The sequence below is a fragment of the Streptomyces actuosus genome, from assembly GCF_016921115.1.
Classification (GTDB): domain Bacteria; phylum Actinomycetota; class Actinomycetes; order Streptomycetales; family Streptomycetaceae; genus Streptomyces; species Streptomyces actuosus_A.
Window position 1 is genome coordinate 47,462 of the sequence record NZ_JAFFZS010000028.1, and the last position, 21,725, is coordinate 69,186.

Annotated in this window: 20 protein-coding genes and 1 riboswitch; of the genes, 5 read left to right on the forward strand and 15 right to left on the reverse strand. The window is 72.4% G+C overall.

The window, feature by feature from the left end; all coding sequences use genetic code 11:
* Positions 1–23: 23 nt before the first annotated feature.
* The 3 genes from JS756_RS26940 to JS756_RS26950 form a co-directional block, all read right to left on the reverse strand.
* Complete coding sequence (locus tag JS756_RS26940) at positions 24–842, reverse strand: polyprenol monophosphomannose synthase (RefSeq protein ID WP_205385816.1); 819 nt, start codon at positions 840–842, stop codon at positions 24–26.
* A 541-nt stretch (positions 843–1,383) separates the two neighbouring features.
* A complete protein-coding gene (locus JS756_RS26945; protein ID WP_205385817.1) occupies positions 1,384–2,997 on the reverse strand; it encodes an amidohydrolase in 1,614 nt (537 codons plus the stop codon).
* Positions 2,998–3,284: 287 nt separating this feature from the next.
* Positions 3,285–3,725 carry an Lrp/AsnC family transcriptional regulator gene (locus tag JS756_RS26950; RefSeq protein WP_205385818.1) on the reverse strand — a complete coding sequence of 147 codons (441 nt, stop codon included), beginning with the start codon at positions 3,723–3,725 and terminating at the stop codon, positions 3,285–3,287.
* Between the two features lie 269 nt (positions 3,726–3,994).
* Between JS756_RS26950 and JS756_RS26955 the strand changes: the two genes are divergently transcribed.
* Together JS756_RS26955 and JS756_RS37040 are read left to right on the forward strand one after the other, a co-directional pair.
* On the forward strand, positions 3,995–4,435 hold the full coding sequence (locus tag JS756_RS26955) for a hypothetical protein (RefSeq protein WP_205385819.1): 441 nt from the start codon (positions 3,995–3,997) through the stop codon (positions 4,433–4,435).
* Between the two features lie 323 nt (positions 4,436–4,758).
* A complete protein-coding gene (locus tag JS756_RS37040) occupies positions 4,759–5,118 on the forward strand; it encodes a hypothetical protein (RefSeq protein ID WP_240204424.1) in 360 nt (119 codons plus the stop codon).
* Positions 5,119–5,169: 51 nt separating this feature from the next.
* Here JS756_RS37040 and JS756_RS26965 read toward each other — a convergent pair whose 3' ends face one another.
* From JS756_RS26965 to JS756_RS26975, 3 genes are all read right to left on the reverse strand, one after another.
* Positions 5,170–5,862: a TetR/AcrR family transcriptional regulator gene (locus JS756_RS26965; RefSeq protein ID WP_438817347.1), complete on the reverse strand. Its 693-nt coding sequence runs from the start codon at positions 5,860–5,862 to the stop codon at positions 5,170–5,172.
* A gap of 88 nt (positions 5,863–5,950) precedes the next feature.
* On the reverse strand, positions 5,951–6,157 hold the full coding sequence (locus JS756_RS26970) for a hypothetical protein (RefSeq protein ID WP_205385820.1): 207 nt from the start codon (positions 6,155–6,157) through the stop codon (positions 5,951–5,953).
* 79 nt (positions 6,158–6,236) lie between these two features.
* Positions 6,237–7,601 carry a C39 family peptidase gene (locus tag JS756_RS26975; RefSeq protein WP_205385821.1) on the reverse strand — a complete coding sequence of 455 codons (1,365 nt, stop codon included), beginning with the start codon at positions 7,599–7,601 and terminating at the stop codon, positions 6,237–6,239.
* Between the two features lie 267 nt (positions 7,602–7,868).
* Between JS756_RS26975 and JS756_RS26980 the strand changes: the two genes are divergently transcribed.
* Together JS756_RS26980 and JS756_RS26985 are read left to right on the forward strand one after the other, a co-directional pair.
* The gene (locus JS756_RS26980) at positions 7,869–8,459 is read left to right on the forward strand and encodes a uridine kinase family protein (RefSeq protein WP_240204425.1); all 591 of its coding nucleotides are present in this window, start codon (positions 7,869–7,871) and stop codon (positions 8,457–8,459) included.
* 437 nt (positions 8,460–8,896) lie between these two features.
* Positions 8,897–10,753 carry an AAA family ATPase gene (locus JS756_RS26985; RefSeq protein ID WP_205385822.1) on the forward strand — a complete coding sequence of 619 codons (1,857 nt, stop codon included), beginning with the start codon at positions 8,897–8,899 and terminating at the stop codon, positions 10,751–10,753.
* A 384-nt stretch (positions 10,754–11,137) separates the two neighbouring features.
* Here JS756_RS26985 and JS756_RS26990 read toward each other — a convergent pair whose 3' ends face one another.
* The 9 genes from JS756_RS26990 to JS756_RS27030 all read right to left on the reverse strand — a co-directional run bounded on the left by JS756_RS26990 (position 11,138) and on the right by JS756_RS27030 (position 18,642).
* On the reverse strand, positions 11,138–12,196 hold the full coding sequence (locus tag JS756_RS26990) for a hemolysin family protein (protein ID WP_205385823.1): 1,059 nt from the start codon (positions 12,194–12,196) through the stop codon (positions 11,138–11,140).
* Positions 12,193–13,527, reverse strand: a complete 1,335-nt coding sequence (locus JS756_RS26995; RefSeq protein ID WP_205385824.1) for a hemolysin family protein — start codon at positions 13,525–13,527, stop codon at positions 12,193–12,195. The genes JS756_RS26990 and JS756_RS26995 overlap by 4 nt, the downstream gene beginning before the upstream one ends.
* 223 nt (positions 13,528–13,750) lie before the next feature.
* A complete protein-coding gene (locus tag JS756_RS27000; protein WP_205385825.1) occupies positions 13,751–14,257 on the reverse strand; it encodes a PH domain-containing protein in 507 nt (168 codons plus the stop codon).
* An 11-nt stretch (positions 14,258–14,268) separates the two neighbouring features.
* Entirely contained in the window at positions 14,269–15,117 is an 849-nt protein-coding gene (gene hisG, locus JS756_RS27005) for an ATP phosphoribosyltransferase (RefSeq protein ID WP_205385826.1), read from the reverse strand.
* Positions 15,118–15,174: 57 nt separating this feature from the next.
* Entirely contained in the window at positions 15,175–15,447 is a 273-nt protein-coding gene (locus JS756_RS27010) for a phosphoribosyl-ATP diphosphatase (protein ID WP_019983911.1), read from the reverse strand.
* A 34-nt stretch (positions 15,448–15,481) separates the two neighbouring features.
* Complete coding sequence (gene ribH / locus JS756_RS27015) at positions 15,482–15,967, reverse strand: 6,7-dimethyl-8-ribityllumazine synthase (RefSeq protein WP_205385827.1); 486 nt, start codon at positions 15,965–15,967, stop codon at positions 15,482–15,484.
* A 25-nt stretch (positions 15,968–15,992) separates the two neighbouring features.
* The gene (locus JS756_RS27020) at positions 15,993–17,381 is read right to left on the reverse strand and encodes a bifunctional 3,4-dihydroxy-2-butanone-4-phosphate synthase/GTP cyclohydrolase II (protein WP_240204426.1); all 1,389 of its coding nucleotides are present in this window, start codon (positions 17,379–17,381) and stop codon (positions 15,993–15,995) included.
* Positions 17,378–18,019: a nicotinamide mononucleotide transporter family protein gene (locus tag JS756_RS27025; protein ID WP_205385828.1), complete on the reverse strand. Its 642-nt coding sequence runs from the start codon at positions 18,017–18,019 to the stop codon at positions 17,378–17,380. Before JS756_RS27025 ends, JS756_RS27020 begins: the two co-directional genes overlap by 4 nt.
* Positions 18,016–18,642, reverse strand: a complete 627-nt coding sequence (locus JS756_RS27030; RefSeq protein WP_205385829.1) for a riboflavin synthase — start codon at positions 18,640–18,642, stop codon at positions 18,016–18,018. Before JS756_RS27030 ends, JS756_RS27025 begins: the two co-directional genes overlap by 4 nt.
* 147 nt (positions 18,643–18,789) lie before the next feature.
* A riboswitch (FMN riboswitch) is annotated at positions 18,790–18,920 on the reverse strand.
* 214 nt (positions 18,921–19,134) lie between these two features.
* On the opposite strand from JS756_RS27030, the gene JS756_RS27035 reads away from it, so the two are divergent.
* Positions 19,135–21,516, forward strand: a complete 2,382-nt coding sequence (locus JS756_RS27035) for a chitinase C-terminal domain-containing protein (protein ID WP_205385830.1) — start codon at positions 19,135–19,137, stop codon at positions 21,514–21,516.
* Positions 21,517–21,725 lie beyond the last annotated feature (209 nt).

A 21,725-nucleotide genomic window follows, 5' to 3' on the forward strand; every position in this document is an offset into this window, starting at 1 on the left:
CTCAATGGGCGACAAGCGGGTGATCAGCCCTTGCTGTGCGGCTCCGGCGACGCCGGCTTCGCCTTGCCGGTGATCTTCTCGACCCGCTCCCCCACGCCCCACGCCGTGACCCGCCACAGCGCCTCCACGAGGATGTCGCGGCTCATCTTGGAGTCGCCCAGTTCGCGCTCGACGAAGGTGATGGGGACCTCGACGACGTGGTAACCGGCCTTGACGGCACGGCGCGCCAGGTCGACCTGGAAGCAGTAGCCCTGGGAGGCGACGTCGTCGAGCCCCAGCCCCCGGAGGGTCTCGGCGCGGAAGGCGCGGAAGCCGCCGGTGATGTCGCGCAGCGGCAGGTCGAGCGCGAGGCGGGAGTAGAGGCTGCCGCCGCGGGAGATGAACTCGCGGGACTTGGGCCAGTTCACCACCCGGCCGCCGGGTACCCAGCGGGAGCCGAGCACCAGGTCCGCGCCCTTGAGCGCGGTCAGCAGGCGGGGCAGTTCCTCGGGCTGGTGGGAGCCGTCGGCGTCCATCTCGACGAGGACGCCGTAGTCGTGCTCCATGCCCCAGCGGAAGCCCGCGAGGTAGGCGGCACCCAGGCCCTCCTTGCCTCTGCGGTGCAGGACGTGCACCTGGTCGTCGTCGGCGGCCAGTTCGTCCGCGAGCTTGCCGGTGCCGTCCGGGCTGTTGTCGTCGGCCACGAGGACGTGCGCGTCGGGGACCGCCTTCCGCACCCGGCCGACGACGGCCTTGATGTTCTCCGCCTCGTTGTAGGTCGGGATGATCACCAATGCCGTGCCGAGCGGACCGAACTGCCTCCCCTGGGCCTTCGCCGCGAGGGTCCCGTCGCCGTCGTTCACTGCTGCCCCTTCATGTCCGTACGCAGAGGTCCACCATAGTGGCCTCGGCCTGCGATGACGTGACAGGACGCTCGTATGGTGGTGTCGAATCCACAAGAGCGGGGTAGGTGTGCGCTTTTGGGCTTGTATGTACCGGGCCGGACGGAACCGGCGGCGGGCCGTCGGCGGGCCGCGCTGCGGATGGGGGCCCGGCGCCCTTCGGGCCGGCCCGGGACCCGCTGGCTGCGGACCGCCCGAAGGCCGTTGTCTACTGAGCGCCCGGGCCCCACCCGGGTCACACCTTCCCGACCGGTCGGAGCGTTCCCTCACCGGCGCGGGCGCTGAGCCTGGCTCCCTGACCCAGCGGCGCTCGGTGAGTGGGCGGACGTTCTCCGGTCGGGCGTCCGGTGGTGGACGGGCCGAACCTACCGGCCCCGGACCGTGCTCTGTCAACAGCCGTTCCACCTGCGCTTCGACCCGTGCGCCGCTGGTCAGGCGGGTGGAGGCGCAGGTCGCGCGACGCGGCCCCGCCACCCGTGGGGCACTCTGCCGACCCGCCGGATCACTCGCCCGGACGTACGTGCACCGTCCGTCCGCCGACCACCGTGCGCAGACAGACGGGCAGGTCCCGGCCCGGCGCCAGGTCGGGCAGGCCGGGGGTGCCGGAGCGGGGGTCGGTGGACCAGCGGGCCACCCGGTCGTCGGGGGCCTGCACGACCAGCTCTCCCGTGCGCCACACGGCGTAGTCCGCGGGGGCGCCCGGCACCAGGACGCCCGCATCGTCGCGTCCGACCGCCCGCCAGCCGCCGCGCGTATGGGCCGTGAAGGCGGCACGGACGGAGATGCGGTGCTCGGGGGTGCGGTGGAAGGCGGCCGCCCGGACCGTGCCCCACGGGTCCAGCGGGGTGACGGGGCTGTCGGACCCGAAGGCGAGCGGGACACCGGCGCGCAGCAGCGCGGCGAACGGGTTGAGGGTGCGGGCCCGCCGTACGCCCAGGCGCTGGGCGTACATGCCCTCCTCGCCGCCCCACAGCGCGTCGAAGGCGGGCTGGACCGAGGCGGTCAGACCGAGCTCGGCGAAGGCGGCGACGGTCTCGGGGGTGAGCATCTCGGCGTGCTCCACACGGTGCCGGGCGGCGCGGACGCGGGCGAGGCCGGTCTTCTCGGCGGCGGCCCGCATCCCCTCGACGACGGCTTCCACGGCGGCGTCGCCGATGGCGTGGAAGCCGGCCTGGAGTCCGGCCTCGGTGCAGGCCACGACGTGCGCGGCGACGGCGCCGGCGCCCAGGTGGGCGGTGCCGGTGTGGGCGGCGTCGGCGTACGGCTCGCGCAGGCAGGCGGTGTGGGATCCGAGGGCACCGTCGGCGAAGAGGTCGCCGGCGGCTCCGACCGCGCCGAGCTCCCGCGCCCTGCCGACGTTCTGCTCCGCCCAGTAGCCGACCACCCGAGGGCCCGGGTCCTCGACGGCCAGGGCCAGCAGTCCGGTGAAGTCGTCCTCGGAGGAGATCTCGGGGCCGCCGCACTCGTGGACCGTGCCGATGCCGAGGGAGGCGGCATGCGCGAGGGCGGCGCGCTGGGCCTCGGTGCGCTGCTGCGGCGTCACGGCGGCGAGGGCGGCGGCGCGGACGGCGTGGTGGGCGTCGGCGGTGACCGGGCCGTCGGCCGGACGATCCGCCGCGTCGAGGCCCGGCGCCAGGTCCAGCAGGGCGGTGGTGACGACCGCCGAGTGCACGTCGATGCGGGACAGGTACAGGGGGCGCCCCGCGGTCGCCTCGTCCAGTTCGGCCCGGGTCGGCGGGCGCCCCCCGGGCCAGCGGGAGGCGTCCCAGCCGTGACCGAGCAGCACCCGGTCCCGCGGGCGGGCGGCGGCGAAGTCCCGGACGGCGGCGAGGGCGGCCTCCAGGGTCGGGGCGGCGGACAGATCCAGGCCGGTCAGCGCGAGGCCGGTGGCGGTGGTGTGGACGTGAGCGTCCGTGAAGGCGGGGGTGACAAGGGCGCCGTCCAGGTCCACCACCTCGTCGACGCCGTCGGCGAAGGCGTCGGCCGCGCCCTCGGAGCCGACCCAGGCCACCTGGCCGCGCTCGACGACCATGGCCGTCGCGAACGGGTCGGCGGGGCTGTGGACCTCTCCGCGGCGCAGGAGGACGGTCTTCGGCTGGGCGGCACTCTCACTCATGGGCACCAGTCTCGCGCCTGACGGAATGCGTTCCGCACCCAGGTCGGCGCGCACGGGGCGGCCACGGGCGCACGAGGCCGGAGACAGGCGGGACCGGCACCGCCCCGGCGACCTCCGGGAGCGCACCGGCCGGCGGCCGTCGCTCGGCGTCAACCGGCCGTCCGACCTCTGCGGCGGGCGCACAGCGGCCCGGGCGGAGCGGGTGGCGGCTGCGCGGACCTCCCACCTCCGCGGCGGCCGCGCACCGCCCCCTGCCGGGCCGGGGCGCCCGGCGTCCGCAGGCGGGGTCAGATGCGCGGCGGCCGTGCCTCGTAGGGGGTCGACAGCACCACCGTGGTCCGGGTCGACACGCCGGCCAGCGACCGGACCCGCGCCAGCAGCTCCTCCAGTTCGTGCGGCGTGGCCACGCGAACCTTCAGGATGTAGTTCTCGTCGCCCGCGACGCTGTGGCACGCCTCGATCTCGGGCACACCGCCCAGGCGGTCGGCGATGTCGTCGGGGGCGCTCGGGTCGAAGGGCTTGACCGAGATGAAGGCGGTCAGGGGCAGCCCGACGGCTTCCGGGTCGACGACGGCGGCGTACCCGCGGATGACGCCGCGCTGCTCCAGCCGGCGCACTCTCTGGTGCACGGCCGACGTGGACAGGCCCGTGGCCTTGCCCAGGTCTGTGTAGCTCATCCGCCCGTCCTTGACGAGCAGCTGCACGATCTGACGGTCCAGCTCCTCCATGGCGCAAGAACCTACAGTGCCGCTGATCTCCTCGGATACCTGTGCAGCCCCGGTCACACCCGGTTCGTGATGTGGTGCGGGAGGGCGGCACCCGGCGGGCCGGGGCGAACCGGGGGTCGCCGGGCACCTGCACCCGGCATGTGACCAACACCACATCCTCTGCGGCGGCTCCGTAATGGTCTCGTGATTACCGCGGAGACGGGGCGGGAAGTGCTTGCTGTGGTCGAGGCCGCAGCGCCTTCACGGCCCAGCACAAGGGGGAGAATCCCATGCAGAGTCTTAAGCGCCCAGGTCGTTCCGTGTCCAAGCGGCAGCAGCCGGCCGTCGAGCCCGAGCCGGAGGGCGTCGAACCCGACGCCTACGACGGGGACGACGACACCGACGCCTACGACACCTTCGAGATGTACCGGGTGATCTGCCCGGACTGCGCCCAGCCCATCGCGCTGCTGGCGGACGAGGAGGTCCTGCCGGAGCACGCGCTGTGCGCCTCGCCGTGGAACCCGTTCGGGCTCACGGTGTGCGCCGGGACCGGCCGCCGCGCGTCGGACGCCCGGCCCGCCGACGAGAGCTTCGAGCCCCAGGAGCAGGACACCGCCCTGCTGCTGACGCTGCCTCGGGGGCTCGACTGGCGGACGCAGCCCTTCTCCCACGTGGGTGGCCCGGGCTCACGCCCGATGCGCGTACCCGAGATGCGCCGCGACGCCGCCTGAGCGGCCCTCTCCCCACTCCCGCGTACGACCCGCACCGCGGCACGGCGGCACGCCGTGGTGCGGGCCCGGCGAGGGGTCGGACAGGAGCCGCGGCACCCGGTACGGGACGGGGACGCGAACCGCACGGAGCGGGCCCTGCGCCGGCGCAGGAGGGGACCGGCACCGGCGCACGCTCCGCGCCCGATGCGAACCACGCCCCCGAGAACGTTGATTGGCGCTGCATCAGTTCCACCGTGGCCGCCGGCGCACCACGGGGAGCCCGCGAACTCACGGCCGAATCGCAGCGGCGGTGACCTGCCTGCCCGGTTCCGCGTTGGCCCGGTATGACCGCCACCTCTTCGGCGACCGGGCGTCAGCGGTTCCTCTTCGTCCCGGTGCCCGCAAAATCGGTTCCGCCGACGCCTCCGCGACTTCCCGACCCGCCCATCTACCGCGAGATGATGCGGACCTGGGCCGACCGCGGCCGCACCCTGCCGGGCCGTCACGACCCCGAGTGGGTGCGGCTGGCGGCGCCGCAGGTGCGGCCGGGGCAGTTCAGCGGGCTGCGGGGCCACACGGCGACGGGCGAGGACCGTCCGCGTGATCAGCTGGGTGCCCTCGACAACCGGGAGCGCCAGAGCCCATGGCCGCGTTCGGCGTCGGACCCGGTCGCGGAAGGCCGCCGGTCGACGGCCGCGGTGTGAGGACGCCCCGTGGTGCGGCTCGGACGAGGGGGCGGGGGCGGGCGGCCTTCCCTACAGGTCGCGGCGGGCCGGCTCCGGCGCGGGGTAGGCGGGGTCGAGTTCCTCGATGGCGCGCAGAGTGCCACCGAGCATTCTCACCAGCAGCTCGCGCATGGAGTCGCGGGAGAGTTCGGGGCGGTCGATCCAGTCCAGGGTGGCTCCCTCGACGCCGCACAGCCAGGCGAGCAGACCCATGCGGGCGGCCGGGGCGACGTCGCTGCGGCCGTAGGCGGCCTCGGCGATGGTAGCGACGATCGCCTCGCGCACCGAGTCCCGGATCGCGTGCACCTCGGCGTCGAAGCCGACACCGCCGCTGACGATCGTGCGGTAGGCGGCCTGGTTGGACTCGGCGTAGCGCAGATAGCTGTCGACGGTGCGGTGGGCCCGGTCCACCCGGGCCAGTTCGAGGCCGCTCGCCGCGAACGACACCAGGTCGGCCACGGATTCCTGGATGATGGCCAGGTAGTAACCCCTCTTGGACTGGAAGTAGTAGTAGATCAGTCCCTTGGCGACACGGGCCTGGCGGGCGATGTCGTCCATGGAGAGCGCGTCGTACGACGTGTCGGCGAACAGCCTCCGCCCGATTGCGAGGAGTTCGGCCCGGCGTGCCAGCGAGCGCTCGGTGCCGCGTGCCCGGATGGGGGTTCCCCCTGCTGGGAGCGGCCGGGGAAGTGCAGCGACATCGCGCTGACGGCTGATATTCAATTTCGACCCTGGGTTCCTACGGGCGGCGGGACATCCGCAGTATGGCAGGTCGCATATGCCTCAGGTCACAGCAGTCCGCCGTCCGGGATCACAGCAGCCGCAGCCGGGTCACGGGCACGGCCGTCACGGCCGCCGGGACCCGCCCCACGGCGTGTTCGAGGAGTGCCGGGCCGTCGTCGTGGGGGCCGCCGGTGGGACGCGGAGGGGTGTCTCCCGGTGTGCGCTCACCGCGTCTGCCCGAGGTGGTCGTGCCCGGCGTGCCCGGCTCTGCCCCGCCGACGTGTCCCCCTGCCACCGGCGAGACGGTCCTGTCGGAGAGGCCGGTCGCGGTCCCACGGCCCCCGGACGATCCCCGGGGGCCGTCCCGGACCGCTTCAGCACACGCCCACCGCGGCGAGCGCCATGCGTTGGCTCGGGGTCGGGCGCGCCGGGAAGTACAGGTAGCAGACGCCGCCCGTTCCGCTTCTGACCCGCCCCTTCGCGTCGTACCTCTTCGTCCTCAGCCAGATGTTCTCGAACTCGCGGCGCCGGTAGACGCGCCGCACCGCCTCGTCGCTCGGCGAGGCGGGATCGTTGGCGATCACGTCGCCGTCCGCGGTGAAGCCGATCACCGTCATCAGATGGCCGGAGGTGCCGTATCCGGCGCCGGTCAGCTCCTCCTCGAGGAACGACTGGGACGTGATGGCCGGAATGCCGGCCGCGATCAGTGTCTCCAGGTCCGTGAGCGAGCCGAGCCGGGTGACCACTCCCTGAAGCCCGTCGAAGGTGGCCGCGTAGGCGGCGTTGAACGGCCAGTTGCCGCAGCCGGCGTACTGGTGGTCGTAGGTCTGGCGGGCGGCGTGGCAGACCTCGGGGTCGGCGAAGGCCGGGTCGACCCAGGACAACTGCTCCTCGGTGAGCCGGCCACCCCAGTACTCGATGATCATCTGTGAGGAGGTGGGGCTGCACCAGGCTTCGCCGCCGTTGTCGTACTCGGGGTACTGGCCCTTGTGGATCTCCTGGGAGTAGCGCGGGACGCCCAGTTCGCGGGCGAGACCGGGGGTGGAGGCGGGGACCGTGAACCGGTCGGGGACGTCCGAGCCCATGAGGAACAGCCGCCACACGGTCGGGGTGGTGTCCTGCCCCGGCCGGCGGTACAGGGTCAGGCGCAGCCGGCAGGAGGCCAGGCGCAGCCCGGAGGCGGAGTCGTCGACGGCGAGGGTGTCCGTCCAGACGGTGCTCCTGCCGTCGCCCTGGCCGTCGAGGGAGGTCCGCCGGATGTCCCCGTCCCCGGCCGCCCAGCGGGCCATCACGTACCAGGGCGTGGCGGTGCCGTCCGAGTAGGACCCCTGGAGCTCGACCTGGATCCAGGTGCCGGCCGGGGTGTGCGCGTTCCAGGAGGCGATGGCCTCGGTGGCCGGCACGGTCAACCGGTGGACGGGCGAGGTCCAGGTGGCGTACTCCCAGGTGGCCGTCCGCCCGGTGTGCGGGTCGGTGTGGTCGAGGGTGCCGGCGGCCGTGCCGATCTCGACGCCGGGCCGTGCACCGGCGACGGCGCGGGTGCCGTCGGCGATGCCGGCACGCCAGTCGGTGTACGTGGTCCAGGTGTGGTGGTCGACCTGGCGGGCCGGGTCCGGGGCGCAGCCCTCGGCGGCGGTCAGGGTGCCGGCCGTCGCCGGGCCCGCTCCGCCGGCCACCGCGGCGGCGGCGACCGCCGCGGTCAGGACGGTTCTGCGGGACGGCTGTTCGGCTCTGCTCATGGGCGGGAAACCCCCAGGTGTCCGGGTCGGGCGTCCAGTGGGCGGTCACGTACGGGTGCGTGCGCCAACTATGGCGGGCCACGTCCCGTCCTGCCAGCACTTCGGCGTATGCCACAGGCACCAATATTGGTCTGAACCACTTGCGTGACCTGCACATCGACCCGAATCGGGTGATCTTCGACCGTCGGGCGCGGCGCGCCGTAGACTCTCCGGCGCACCCACCCGAGCACACCCGGGGGAACGACCATCGAACGCCTCGCCACCCTGTTGCACAGCCTGCCCCCGTCCCTGGGACCGGTCCGGCTGGTGGGCGTCGACGGGCACGCCGGGTCCGGCAAGTCGACGTTCGCCGCGCGACTGGCCCGGGCGCTCGGCGGCGCACCGGTCCTCCGTCTCGACGACATCGCCTGCCACGACGAGCTGTTCGCGTGGACGGAGCGGCTGCGGGAGCAGGTGATCGAGCCGCTCGCTCACGCCAGGACGGCCCACTACACCCCCTACGACTGGCATGAGCGCCGCTTCACCGCCCCCCTCCCGCTCCCCCCCGCCCCCGTGATCCTGGTCGAGGGCGTCGGCGCCGGCCGCCGCGCAGTGCGCCCGCACCTCGCACATCTGCTGTGGATGGAGATGCCGCCCACGCAGGCGTGGGCACGCGGGCGGGAGCGGGACGGGGCGGAGCAGCGGGAGTTCTGGGCCGCATGGGTCCGCGCCGAGCGGCGACACTTCACCGAGGATCCCTCGCGACCCTACGCGGATCTTCTGGTGCGGCAGGTGGCACAGGGGTACGACATACTGCCGGGTCCGGCCGCGGAGGGACGGGATCTCACACACGGTGACGGACCGCCTGCTGTGTGGTGAAACGGTGAAACCGCTTGCGCGGGAAGTTCCGAGAGCCTTCCGACTCTGCTTGACCGGGGAGCCGTACCCGACTTACGTTCTCGATGTGCGGCAACGAAAGCCGCCCATCGACGCGAAGCCCCCGGTTGTTCCCCCGTGATCGGGGGCTTCGTTCTGCCTGCACACCCTCCCGCCCCCTCCTCGTGCGCCGCGCGGCTCCACCCGCTCACCCTCGGTCACCGACCGGTGTGCGCCCCGTTCGCTCCCACCTCGTGGAACGGCCCGTGCGGCACCCTTAGTCGGGCGGCAGCCGCGCAGGTACGATGCCCTGGGTGCGGCCTACGGACGGCTGCGCGCACCTTGCAACTCCGGTCCGCGGCACAGCGGTTCGACGAACGCAGCCGACCCGGCGGCAGCGGGCCGGCACACCGACGGGGGCACGGTTTGTGGGGGACGTGATGGACTTCGGCACGCAGGGCCCCGAGGCCCCCGCCGAGCTCGCCTGGCTGCGAGGCGTGGACGCCTACACGATGGGCGCCTATCCGCAGGCCGAGGAGGAGTTCCGGGCGGCGGTCCGGATCGATCCCCGGATGGCCGACGGCTGGCTCGGACTGCACGCGCTGCGCGTCGACACCACGACCGCGCTGCTGCGGATGTACCGCCACCGCGACCGCTTCGGCGAGCAGCGCGCCCGGCACCGCCGCGCCCTCAACTCCTGGTACTGGCTGGGCTGGTGGGTGCAGCCCGTGCTGGAGAGCCCCCGGGACCTGCTGCTGGCCCACGCCTCGCACTGGCTCGACGGCCGCCACGTCCCGGAGCTGGACCGGGCCCTCGCCGGGCTCCCCCCGGTCGACACCGACCAGCAGGTCCGCTTCCTGCACGCCTGCCGCGCCTACCTGGTCAAGGACTGGGACCAACTGGTACGGCACACCGACCCGCTGCTCGACGATCCGCTGCTCGGTATCGAGGCCGGGCTGTTCGGGGGGATGGCACGGGTGCGTCTGGAGATGTACGGGCAGGCCGAACCCCTGCTGTCGGCCGCGCTGATGCGGTGCCGCAGCGAGCAGCCGCAGCGCAAGGAGCTGCGGTACTGGCTCGCCCGTGCGCTGGAGGGCACGGGTCGCTCCGCGGCCGCCCTGCCCCTGTACCGGGCGGTGCACCGCGTCGATCCCGCCTTCATGGACACCGCGGCCCGGCTCGCGGCCATCGCCGAGGGCGACGGCTACGACGACCCGGCCGACCTCACGGGACTCACGTTCACCGGCACGGGCGGGGACCTGCTGGACGGCACCGACGGGCTCGATCCGCTCTTCGGCACCGAGGGCCGCGATCTGAAGGTGTCCGCTCCCGAACCGCCGAGCGGCCCGCTGCCGTCGGCGGTCGACCCGGCGGTGCGCGAGAAGACCGCCGTGCCACCGGTGTCGTTGCCCGCGGGGCCCACCGACCCGGGCTTACTCGAGGAAGCTCTCGCCGAGCTGGAGCGCATGGTGGGCCTGGAGCCGGTGAAACGTCAGGTCAAGGCCCTGTCGGCGCAGTTGAACATGGCCCGCCTGCGGGCCGGGCAAGGACTTCCGGTCCAGCCGCCCAAACGCCACTTCGTCTTCTCCGGCCCCTCCGGCACCGGCAAGACCACGGTCGCCCGCATCCTCGGCCGGGTCTTCTACGCCCTCGGACTCCTCGGCGGCGACCACCTCGTGGAGGCGCAGCGCGCCGACCTGGTCGGCGAGTACCTCGGGCAGACGGCCGTGAAGGCCAACGAACTGATCGACTCCGCGCTCGGGGGCGTCCTGTTCGTCGACGAGGCCTACTCCCTGTCCAACTCCGGCTACGGCAAGGGCGATGCCTACGGCGACGAGGCCCTCCAGGTGCTGCTGAAGCGGGCGGAGGACAACCGCGACCACCTCGTGGTGATACTGGCCGGCTACCCCGAGGGCATGGACCGCCTCCTCGCCGCGAACCCCGGGTTGTCCTCCCGTTTCACCACCCGCGTCGACTTCCCCTCCTACCGGCCCCTGGAACTGGCCGAGATCGGCAAGGTGCTCGCCGCGGACAACGGCGACCAGTGGGACGACGAGGCGCTGGAGGAACTGCTCTCGATCGCCGGTCACGTCGTCGACCAGGGATGGATCGACGAGCTGGGCAACGGGCGGTTCCTGCGCACCCTGTACGAGAAGAGCTGCGCCTACCGCGATCTGCGGCTGTCCGGCTACGCGGGACCGCTGTCCCGGGACGACCTGGCCACGCTGCGGCTGCCGGATCTGATGCAGGCGTACGGTGAGGTGCTGTCGGGGCGGGGACCGCAGGATCCGGCGTGACGTCCTCTCCCCCGAAGCCGGTGCACCGCGCAGAGAACCGGTGGCGGAGCTGCCGGCAGCCGGGCCGGGGAGCGGGTGCCGTCCCGGCGCGCCACGACACGGACGCCCCGGGGACCGGGCTTTCGGGCCGGACCCGCGCGTCCGCGAGAACTGTGGCAGGCCCGGCCCAGCGGCCCGCCGGGGTGCGAAAGGAGTGCCACGGCGGGCGGAAGGCCCGCCCCGCGGAGCCCGGTCCGTGCGACCGCAGGGTGGAGGGCCGCCCTCGTACGCGGCGTACGACGGCGCCCCTCCGACGACGGCACGGCGCCTCCCCCGGCTCGACCGGAGCCGAGCAGAAGGACGCCCCGGACGTCCCGGGGCAGGCGGGGACCTTCGAACGACGCCCTAGCTCGCCAGGACCTGCTCCTGCTCCTCCGGTGCCTCGCGGTGCGCAGGGTCCCGCACCTCGCCGACCAGCAGCTCCAGGACGTCCTCCAGCGCGACCAGACCGAGCACCTTGCCACTCGCATCGGCCACCTGGGCCAGATGGGTGGCGGCGCGGCGCATCACGGTGAGCGCGTCGTCGAGCGGCAGCTCGGCCCGCAGGGTCGTCATGGGCCGCCAGATCTGCTGCGGTACCGCCCGGTCCGAGTCCTCCAGGTCGAGGACGTCCTTGACGTGCAGGTATCCCATGAAGGCGGCGCCGTTCTCCGCGGCGACCGGGAACCGGGAGTAGCCCGTGCGGGCGGTCAGATCGACGATCTCGCCCGGGGTGACCGACGGACCGACCGTGATCAGCGACTCTCGGCGCAGCAGGACGTCCGTCACCGGGCGGGAGCCCAGCTCCAGGGCGTCCTCCAGCCGCTCGCGCTCCTCGGGGCCGAGGAGGCCGGCCTGGCCGGAGTCCTCCAGCAGGCGGTTGAGCTGCTCGCTGGTGACCACGGCCTCGACCTCGTCCTTGGGCTCGACGCGGAACAGGCGGAGGATCGCCTGGGCGCAGGCACCGAGCGCGACGGTGATCGGCCTGCACAGGCGGGCGAAGGCGACCAGGCCGGGGCTGAGCCACAGCGCGGCCTTCTCGGGAGCGGCCATGGCGAGGTTCTTCGGGACCATCTCGCCGATGACGAGGTGGAAGAAGACGACGGCCGCCAGGGCGATGACGTAGCCGAGCGGATGGATCACACCGTGCGGCAGGTGGATCCACTCGAACACCGGCTCCAGCAGGCGGGCCACCGTCGGCTCGGCGACCGCGCCGAGCGTCAGCGAGCAGACGGTGATGCCGAACTGGGCGGCGGCCATCATCTGCGGAAGCCGTTCCAGGCCGTACAGCACCTGGCGGGCCCGGGCGGTGCCAAGCGGTTCGATCTGGCTGCGCCGGACGGAGACCAGCGCGAACTCGGCGCCGACGAAGAAACCGTTGGCGAGGACGAGGAGCGCGGCGAAGACGAGTTGGAAGGCGCTCACCGGGCGACCTCCATGACGCTCACGACCGGGGCGGTGCGCACCAGGCGGACGCGCTCCGCGCGGTAGTGGCCGACCTGGCGCACGGAGAGCCGCCAGCCGGGCAGCTCGGCCCGGTCGCCGGGGGCGGGGATACGGCCCAGCAGGTCGGCGACGAGCCCGGCGACCGTCTCGTAGGGGCCCTCGGGCACGTGGAGTCCTATGCGCCGGAGGATGTCGACACGGCAGCTGCCGTCCACGTCCCAGGCGGGCCGGCCGTCCTCGGGCGGGACGGCCGCGAGCTCGGGCAGGTCGTGCCCGTCGTGCTCGTCACGGACCTCACCGACGAGTTCCTCGACGATGTCCTCCAGGGTGACCACGCCGGCCGTCCCACCGTACTCGTCGACCACGACGGCGATGGGCTGCTCGCTGCGCAGCCGTGCCAGCAGCGGCTGAACGGGCAGGGTCTCGGGGACGAGCAGGGCGCGGCGGGCGATCCGGACCACGGGCGTCCGCAGCCGGTCGTGGACCGGGACGGCGAGCGCGTCCTTGAGGTGGACCATGCCGACGATCTCGTCGATCTTGTCCCGGTAGACGGGGAAGCGGGAGAGGCCGGTGGCCCGGGTCAGGTTGACCACGTCCTCAGCCGTGGCGGACGACTGGAGCGCGCTGACCTTCACCCGCGGGGTCATCACGTGCTGGGCGGTCAGTTCGCCCAGCGACAGGGTCCGGACGAACAGGTCGGCGGTGTCCTGCTCCAGGGCACCGGCCCGGGCCGAGTGGCGGGCCAGGGAGACCAGCTCGCCGGGCGTGCGGGCGGAGGCCAGCTCCTCGGCGGGCTCGACGCCGAGCGCACGGACCAGCCGGTTGGCGACGGCGTTGAGGCCGGCGATGACCGGCCGGAACAGACGCGAGAAGATCCGCTGCGGGCCGGCGACGAAACGTGCGACCTGGAGCGGCTTGGAGACCGCCCAGTTCTTCGGCACGAGTTCGCCGATCACCATCTGCACGGCGGAGGCCAGCAGCATCCCGACGACCACCGCCACACCACCGACCGCGCCCCCGGGTATGCCGATCGCGGCGAACGGGCCGTGCAGCAGCCCGGCGAGCGCCGGTTCGGCGAGCATGCCGACGACGAGGGAGGTGATGGTGATGCCGAGCTGGGTGCCGGAGAGCTGGAAGGAGAGCTCCTTGAGCGACTCGACGACCGAACGGGCGCGGGGGTCGCCCTCGGCTGCGGCCTGTTCGGCCTCCGGACGCTCGACCGTGACGAGGCCGAACTCGGCGGCGACGAAGAAGCCGTTGGCGAGGATGAGCAGGAATGCGGCTGTCAGGAGCAGCAGGGAGAGGGTCACGATGCCACCGCCTCCGCATGTCCGCGGAGCGGGTCCGCGTTATGCCGGGAGGGGGTGGCGCAGGTACTGCAGGACGATCCGTCCATCGCCGGAGAGGGTCACTCCTCGGGTAGAAGGAGCCCCTGGGTGCCGGGCGGCGCTCAGGGGCGGAGGCACAGCGAAAGGCCTCTGCCCCCAGATTAGTCAAGATTCCGCCGCGTGCGGCAGGGCCGGCGCCCCCGAGTCAGCCCTGATCCTGTTCCGGGCCGGCCTCTGCGCCCGTGTCGGGCTCCGCGATCGACCGTGCCTCGACCAGCGCGCTCAGGGCGCGCGCGTCGGCGATGGCGCGCTGCCTGTCGATGCCGGGCTGGATGCCGAGCGCGGGCAGGCTGGTGCCGTCACTGAGGTTGAGGAAGACCCAGGGGTCCCCGACCCGCAGGTTCACCTTGAGGATCTCCGCCCAGGCCAGGCGGCGGGTGCCGGCGAAGTTCACCACGGTGACACCGTCGTCGTCCGCGACGACCTTCGGCCGGGAGAGCCACAGCAGGACGCCGAGGACCAGGGCGCCGGTGAGGACGAAGCTGAGCTTCTCCCCCGGGCCGAGCTGCTCCAGGAGCAGCCCGACGGCGGAGATCACCACGAAGATCACCACTCCGGCGGTGACCAGGACGGCCCGGGTGCGGGCGGGCCGGAACGTGACCGGAAGGGCGGGCGGGCCGGGCCGGTCGGAGGTGTCGCGGGGATCGGGCATGGCGGGGCTGCTCACAGACGGCAGGCGTGGATGGCCGTGGTCAGGATGGCCCGGGCGCCGATCGCGTACAGGTCGTCCATGATCCGCTGGGCCTCCTTGGTGGGCACCATGGCGCGGACCGCGACCCAGCCCTCGTTGTGGAGCGGTGAGACCGTCGGTCCTTCGAGGCCCGGAGTGATGGCGACGGCCTCCTCCAGGTGCTCGGCGCGGATGTCGTAGTCCATCATCACGTACGTCCGGGCGACCAGGACCCCCTGCAGGCGGCGCAGGAACTGCTGCACCTTGGGCTCCTCGGTGTCCGCGCCGGTGCGGCGGATCACCAGGGCCTCGGACGTCATGATGGGCTCGCCGAAGACCTCCAGGCCGGCGTTGCGCAGCGAGGTGCCGGTCTCGACGACGTCGGCGATGACCTCGGCGACACCGAGCTCGATGGCGGTCTCGACGGCGCCGTCGAGGTGCACGACGGAGGCGTCGATGCCGCGGTCGGCGAGGTGCTTGGCGACGATCCCCTCGTAGGAGGTGGCGACGGTCTTGCCCTTGAGGTCCTCGACGCCGGCGACGGCGCCCGGTTTGGCGGCGAAGCGGAAGGTGGAGCGGGCGAAGCCGAGCGGGAGGATCTCCTCGGCGTTGGCGCCCGAGTCGACGAGCAGGTCGCGGCCGGTGATACCGATGTCGAGGCGGCCGGAGGAGACGTAGATCGCGATGTCGCGGGGGCGGAGGTAGAAGAACTCGACCTCGTTCTCCGGGTCGACGATCCGCAGTTCCTTGGACTCGCGGCGCTGCTGGTAGCCGGCCTCATGCAGCATCTCCGCCGCAGGGCCGGACAGTGAACCCTTGTTGGGGACGGCGATGCGCAGCATGAGGTCGGCTTCCTTTGCGTGAAGGGGGGTGTTCTGACGGCTGTGACGGCGGGCGGCTTACAGGTGGGCGTAGACGTCGTCGAGGGAGATCCCGCGGGCGACCATCATCACCTGCACGTGGTACAGCAGCTGCGAGATCTCCTCGGCTGCCGCCTCCTTGCCCTCGTACTCGGCGGCCATCCAGACCTCGGCGGCCTCCTCGACGACCTTCTTGCCGATGGCATGGACGCCCTTGCCCACCAGTTCGGCAGTGCGGGAGGTGGCGGGATCGCCCTGGGCGGCCTTGTGCTGGAGCTCGGTGAAGAGCTCCTCGAACGTCTTCTTGGACATGGTGGTCCTTACCCTACGCGGTTCGGGCGACTCCTCAGTGCCAGGGTTCGGATACCGAGCGCAGGGTGGCCGCGGTGGCGACCGCCGCCGTCACGGCCTCGTGCCCCTTGTCCTCGCTGGAGCCCTCCAGGCCGGCCCGGTCCAGGGCCTGCTCCTCGGTGTCGCACGTCAGCACGCCGAAGCCGACCGGCACCCCGGTCTCGACGGACACCCGGGTGAGTCCCTGGGTGACGCCCTGGCACACGTAGTCGAAGTGCGGGGTGCCGCCGCGGATGACGACGCCGAGGGTGACGACGGCGTCGTAGCCGCGGTCGGCCATGGCCTTGGCGGCCACCGGGAGTTCCCAGCTGCCGGGGACCCGCAGCAGGGTCGGCTCGTCGATGCCCATCTCGTGCAGGGCGCGCAGGGCGCCGTCCACCAGACCGTCCATCACCTTCTCGTGCCACTGCGCCGCGATCACGGCGACCCGCAGGTCACCCGCATTGCGTACGGACAGTTCCGGTGCGCCCTTGCCGCTCACGTTCGTGTGTCTCCTCGCTGGTGTGTTACTGGTTGCCGCAGGTGCCGGCGACCGCGGGGGCCGCGTCGAGCCACGGCAGGTCGTGTCCCATCCGGTCCCGCTTGGTACGCAGGTAGCGGAGGTTGTGCTCGCCGGCCGTGACGGGCATCGGCTCACGGCCGATGACCTCGATGCCGTGGCGCAGCAGCGCGTCGCTCTTGTCGGGGTTGTTGGTCATCAGGCGGACGCTGCGCACGCCGAGGTCGGCCAGGATCTGAGCGCCGGCGCCGTAGTCGCGGGCGTCCGCGGGAAGGCCGAGTTCCAGGTTGGCGTCCAGGGTGTCGCGGCCACGCTCCTGGAGCTCGTAGGCGCGCAGCTTGGACAGCAGTCCGATGCCGCGTCCCTCATGGCCGCGCAGGTAGACGACGACGCCGCGGCCCTCGGCCTGGATGCGGTCCAGGGCGGTGTCGAGCTGGGGGCCGCAGTCGCAGCGCTGGGATCCGAAGACGTCGCCGGTGAGGCATTCGGAGTGGACGCGGACGAGGACGTCCTCGCCGTCGCCGATCTCGCCGTGGACGAGGGCGACGTGTTCGACGCCGTCCAGGGTGGAGCGGTAGCCGTGGGCCCGGAAGGGGCCGTGGGCGGTGGGCAGGGTGACCTCGGCCTCGCGGCGGACGGTGGGCTCGCTCGGGGTCACCGCCGGCTCGACGAGAGGGGCCGGGAGCCGGGGGGAGCGGCGGTAGGCGATCAGGTCCTCGATGGAGATGATCGTCAGGCCGTGCTTGCGGGCGAACGGGACCAGCTCGGGAAGGCGCAGCATGCGGCCGTCCTCGCCGGCGATCTCGACGATGGCGCCGGCGGGGCGCAGGCCTGCGAGGCGGGCGAGGTCGACGGCTGCCTCGGTGTGGCCGTTGCGGACCAGGACCCCGCCGGGCTGGGCGCGCAGCGGGAACACGTGGCCGGGCCGGACGAAGTCGGTCGGCTCGGCGGTGCCGCTCGCCAGGAGCTGGAGGGTGGTGGCCCGGTCGGAGGCGGAGATGCCGGTGGTGACGCCGTGGGCGGCGCCGGCGTCCACGGACACGGTGAACGCGGTCTTCATGGACTCGGTGTTGTCCTCGACCATCTGCGGCAGCCGCAGCCGGTCCAGCTCCGGTCCCTCCATGGGGGCGCAGATCAGGCCGCGGCACTCGCTCATCATGAAGGCGACGATCTCCTCGGTCGCCTTTTCCGCTGCGATGACGAGGTCGCCCTCGTTCTCGCGGTCCTCGTCGTCGACGACCACGACCGGGCGGCCCGCGGCGATGTCGGCGACGGCCTGCGCCACGGGATCGAGCGTGAGGTCCTCGACGGCCTCGGCGCCGTAGAGGATCGGCGGGACCGCGGGGACGGTGGCGGGTGCCTCGTTCAGGGTGGCGGATGACGGGCGGGCGGTCATGCCGGCGCTCCTTCCAGGACGGGCTGCGGGGTCCGGCGGGAGCGCAGCCACCAGTCGCGCATGCCCCACAGGACGAGCGCGCCGTAGACGACGTAGACGAAGCCGGAGAAGGCGTAGCCGTTGGCGAAGTTCAGGGGCACGCCGACGAGGTCGACGAGCAGCCAGGCGAACCAGAACTCGACCATGCCGCGGGCCTGGGCGTACATGGCGACGACGGTGCCGACGAAGATGTAGGCGTCCGGCCAGGGGTCCCAGGACAGGGACGGGTAGGCGGTGAAGAGCAGGGCCACCGCGACGGTGCCGCCGGCTGCGGCGGAGAGCATCGCGGCGCGCTCGGGCCAGGAGGCGAAACGGACGGCGATCCGGCCGTCGTCGGCCCCTTCCTCGCCCCGGCGCCACTGCCACCAGCCGTACAGCGCGACGGTCATGACGACGACCTGCTTGCCGGCGCTGCCGGCTAGGTGGCCGTAGAAGGCGGTGAACAGCACCAGGCCGGAGAGGAACTGCACGGGCCAGGTCCACAGGGCGCGGCGCCAGCCGAGGGCGAGCGCGATCAGGCCGAGGATGTTGCCGGCCATGTCGGACCAGATGATGTGCTGGCCGAACAGGACGAAGGCCTCGGAGTCGAGCCAGTTCACCGGGCCGCCTCCTCGCCGCGCCGCGGGGCCTGCGCGCGGTCGCCGAGCAGGCGCTCGACGTACTTCGCCACGACGTCGACCTCCAGGTTGACCCGGTCGCCGGGCTGCTTCAGGCCGAGCGTGGTCAACGCGAGGGTGGTGGGGATGAGGCTGACGGTGAAGTGGTCGGGGCCCGCGTCGACGACGGTGAGGCTGATGCCGTCGACGGTGATGGAGCCCTTCTCGACGACGTAGCGGGCGAGGTCCTCGGGGAGGGAGATCGTCACGATCTCCCAGTTGTCGGAGGGCTTGCGGTCGAGGATCTCGCCGGTGCCGTCGACGTGGCCCTGGACGATGTGCCCGCCGAGGCGCTCGCCGACGGCCATGGGGCGTTCGAGGTTGACGCGGGAGCCCGCGCCGAGCGCGCCGAGGCTGGAGCGCTCGAGGGTCTCCGCCATGACGTCCGCGGTGAACTCGTCGCCCTCGTGCTCGACGACGGTGAGGCAGACGCCGTTGACGGCGATGGAGTCGCCGTGCTTCGCGCCGTCGGTGACGACGGGGCCGCGCAGGCGGAACCGACAGGCGTCGTCGAGGGTCTCGACGGCCGTGACCTCGCCCAGCTCTTCGACGATTCCGGTGAACACTTCCCGGGTCCTCCTGCCTCTGTCGGGCACGGACTCCGGGGCCTGTCGCGATGACAGGAAGTACGGACGAGGACACGGGGGACGACGCCGGACAGACCCGTCCCGAGGGGACGAGCCGTTTCGGCGGCGCGCACACATGCCCGCCCGCCGCGCACTGCCTCCCATCCGGACTTTAACCGTCGGTCCAGGAATTTCACCTGGTCAACCGGCCGCTGGAAGCGACCGGGTCGCGGACTGTAACCGCCGGTTCGGACTTTCACCGACCCCGGAGTGCGCTGCTTTAGCTACAGGGCCAGTGTGCCACGCCCGGTCGGGACGCATGCGGGGGCAGGGTGTGGAGTGGCTCACAGCCCGTGGCGGCGACATCCCCTCACGTGACCCCTCCGGGCAACTGGGGTCCGGGGAGCCGCCGTTGAAATTGGTACAGACCTATTGACCAACTGGTCTAGTCCTCTCTAGGGTCTGCGCAACTTCCGTGGAGAGGAACCGACTGTGCTGTCCCCCTCACGCCATCGCCTCAGACCCGCCCTGCTCACGGCCGCAGCGGCTGTCGCCGGTCTGCTGCTCGCCGGCCTCCCGGCGACCGTGTCGCACGCGGCCGACCAGGACTCCTGCCGCCCTGACGGGCTGTACGAGACGCCGGGTGTCGATGTGCCGTACTGCTCGGTCTACGACGAGTCCGGCCGCGAGAAGATGGGGGCCGACCACCAACGCCGGGTGATCGGTTACTTCACCGGATGGCGTACCGGCAAGGACGGCACGCCCGCCTATCTGGCCCCGGACATCCCGTGGGACAAGGTCACCCACATCAACTACGCGTTCGCGCACGTCGACGCGGACGACAGGATCTCCGTCGGCACCGACGGCCCCACGAACGCGGCCACCGGGATGACGTGGCCGGGCGTGGCGGGGGCGGAGATGGACCCGGCCTATCCGTACCAGGGCCACTTCAACCTGCTGAACAAGTTCAAGAAGCAGCACCCGGACGTCAAGACGCTGATCTCCGTCGGCGGCTGGGCGGAGACCGGCGGCTACTTCGACGACAGCGGAAACCGGGTCGGCTCCGGCGGCTTCTACTCCATGGCGACGAACGCCGACGGTTCGGTCGACCAGGCCGGCATCGACACCTTCGCCGACTCCGCGGTGGACTTCGTGCGCCGCTACGGCTTCAACGGCGTCGACATCGACTACGAGTACCCGACGTCCATGAAGGACGCGGGCAACCCGCTCGACCGGTCCCTGTCCAACGCCCGCCGGGCCGGCCTGGTCAAGGGCTACGCGGCGCTGATGATGACGCTGCGCGAGCGGCTGGACCGGGCGGGTGCGGCGGACGGCAGGCACTACCTGCTGTCGGTGGCGGCCCCCTCCTCGGGATACCTGCTGCGCGGCATGGAGACCTTCCAGGTGCAGAAGTACCTGGACTACGTCAACATCATGTCCTACGACCTGCACGGCGCCTGGAACGAGTACGTCGGTCCGAACGCCTCCCTCTTCGACGACGGGAAGGACGCCGAGCTCGCCGCGGCGGGCGTGTACTCCACGTCCCAGTACGGCGGAATCGGCTACCTCAACGCGGACTGGGCCTACCACTACTTCCGCGGGTCGATGCCCGCGGGCCGGATCAACATCGGCCTGCCGTACTACACGCGCGGTTTCAAGAACGTCACCGGCGGCACCGACGGCCTGTGGGGCAGGGCGGCCACCACCACCTGCCCGGCCGGCTCGGGGCTGACCGAGTGCGGCGACGGCGCCACCGGCATCGACGACCTGTGGCACGACCTGGACGCCGACGGCCAGGAGGCGCCGGCTGGTTCGAACCCGATGTGGCACGCCAAGAACCTGGAGAAGGGCATCGTCGGCGACTATGTCACCCGGTACGGCTTCCCCGCGGACACCACGCTGACCGGCACGTACGCCCGCAAGTACGACGCCACGCTGGTCGCGCCCTGGCTGTGGAACGCCGAGAAGAAGGTGTTCCTGTCCACCGAGGACGAGCAGTCGGTGAACGCCAAGGCCGACTACGTCGTCGCGCAGGGCATCGGCGGCACGATGGTGTGGGAGCTGGCCGGCGACTACGCCTGGAACGCGGCCGAGGGACAGTACGAGCCGGGCTCGACGCTGACCTCCGCGATGTACGAGAAGTTCAAGTCGGCCTCCCCGTACGGCGCGAAGCGCTCGACGATCGACCTGCCGAGCGAGGCGCTGGACATCGATGTGGGCTTCGGGCAGTTCCCGCTCGGCGACTCCAACTACCCCATCAGCCCCAAGCTGACGATCACCAACAACACCTCGGTGACCCTGCCGGGCGGCACCCAGTTCCAGTTCGACTACGGCACCTCGGCGCCCGGCAACGCCAAGGACCAGTCGGGATGGGGCACCACGGTCGTCCGCAGCGACCACACCGGGGACGACGTCGGCGGCCTGAAGGGCGACTACCACCGCGTGTCGCTGAAGCTGCCGAGCTGGCAGACGCTGGCGCCCGGCGCGTCGGTGGTCGTGGACTTCGTCTACTACCTGCCGGTGTCGACGCCGTCGAACTGGACGGTGACGTTCGACGGAAAGACCTACGCACTGGCCGGCGACCTGGCACGCGGGACGACCGTGGTGGACCCGGGGACGGCCGCACCGATGCCGACCCCCTCGCCCAGCACCACGGCGGGCCCGAGCCCGACACCCACGACGACGGCGACCCCGACGCCGACGGGCGGGACGGGGAGTTGCACCGACGCGGCGTGGTCGTCGACCACGGAGTACACGGGCGGCAGCATCGTGTCGCACCAGGGGCACACCTGGAAGGCCAAGTGGTGGACGAAGGGCGAGGAACCCGGTACCACCGGTGAATGGGGCGTGTGGCAGGACCTCGGGGCCTGCTGACCACGCCTGAGGACCGGCCCGGCGGCGGTGACGACGGCCCTTGCCCGCCGCCGGGCCCTCCACCCCGCCACGGCCCGCCCGTGGCGGGGTGAGGGCACGGCGATCGCCCCCCGACCGGCGCATGTGCGGCCCGTCGCTCCCGGCCGCCCGGGCCGTCCCCACCGTCAGTCCCACGCTCCGCGGACGTGAACGGGACGGCTGTCAGGGAG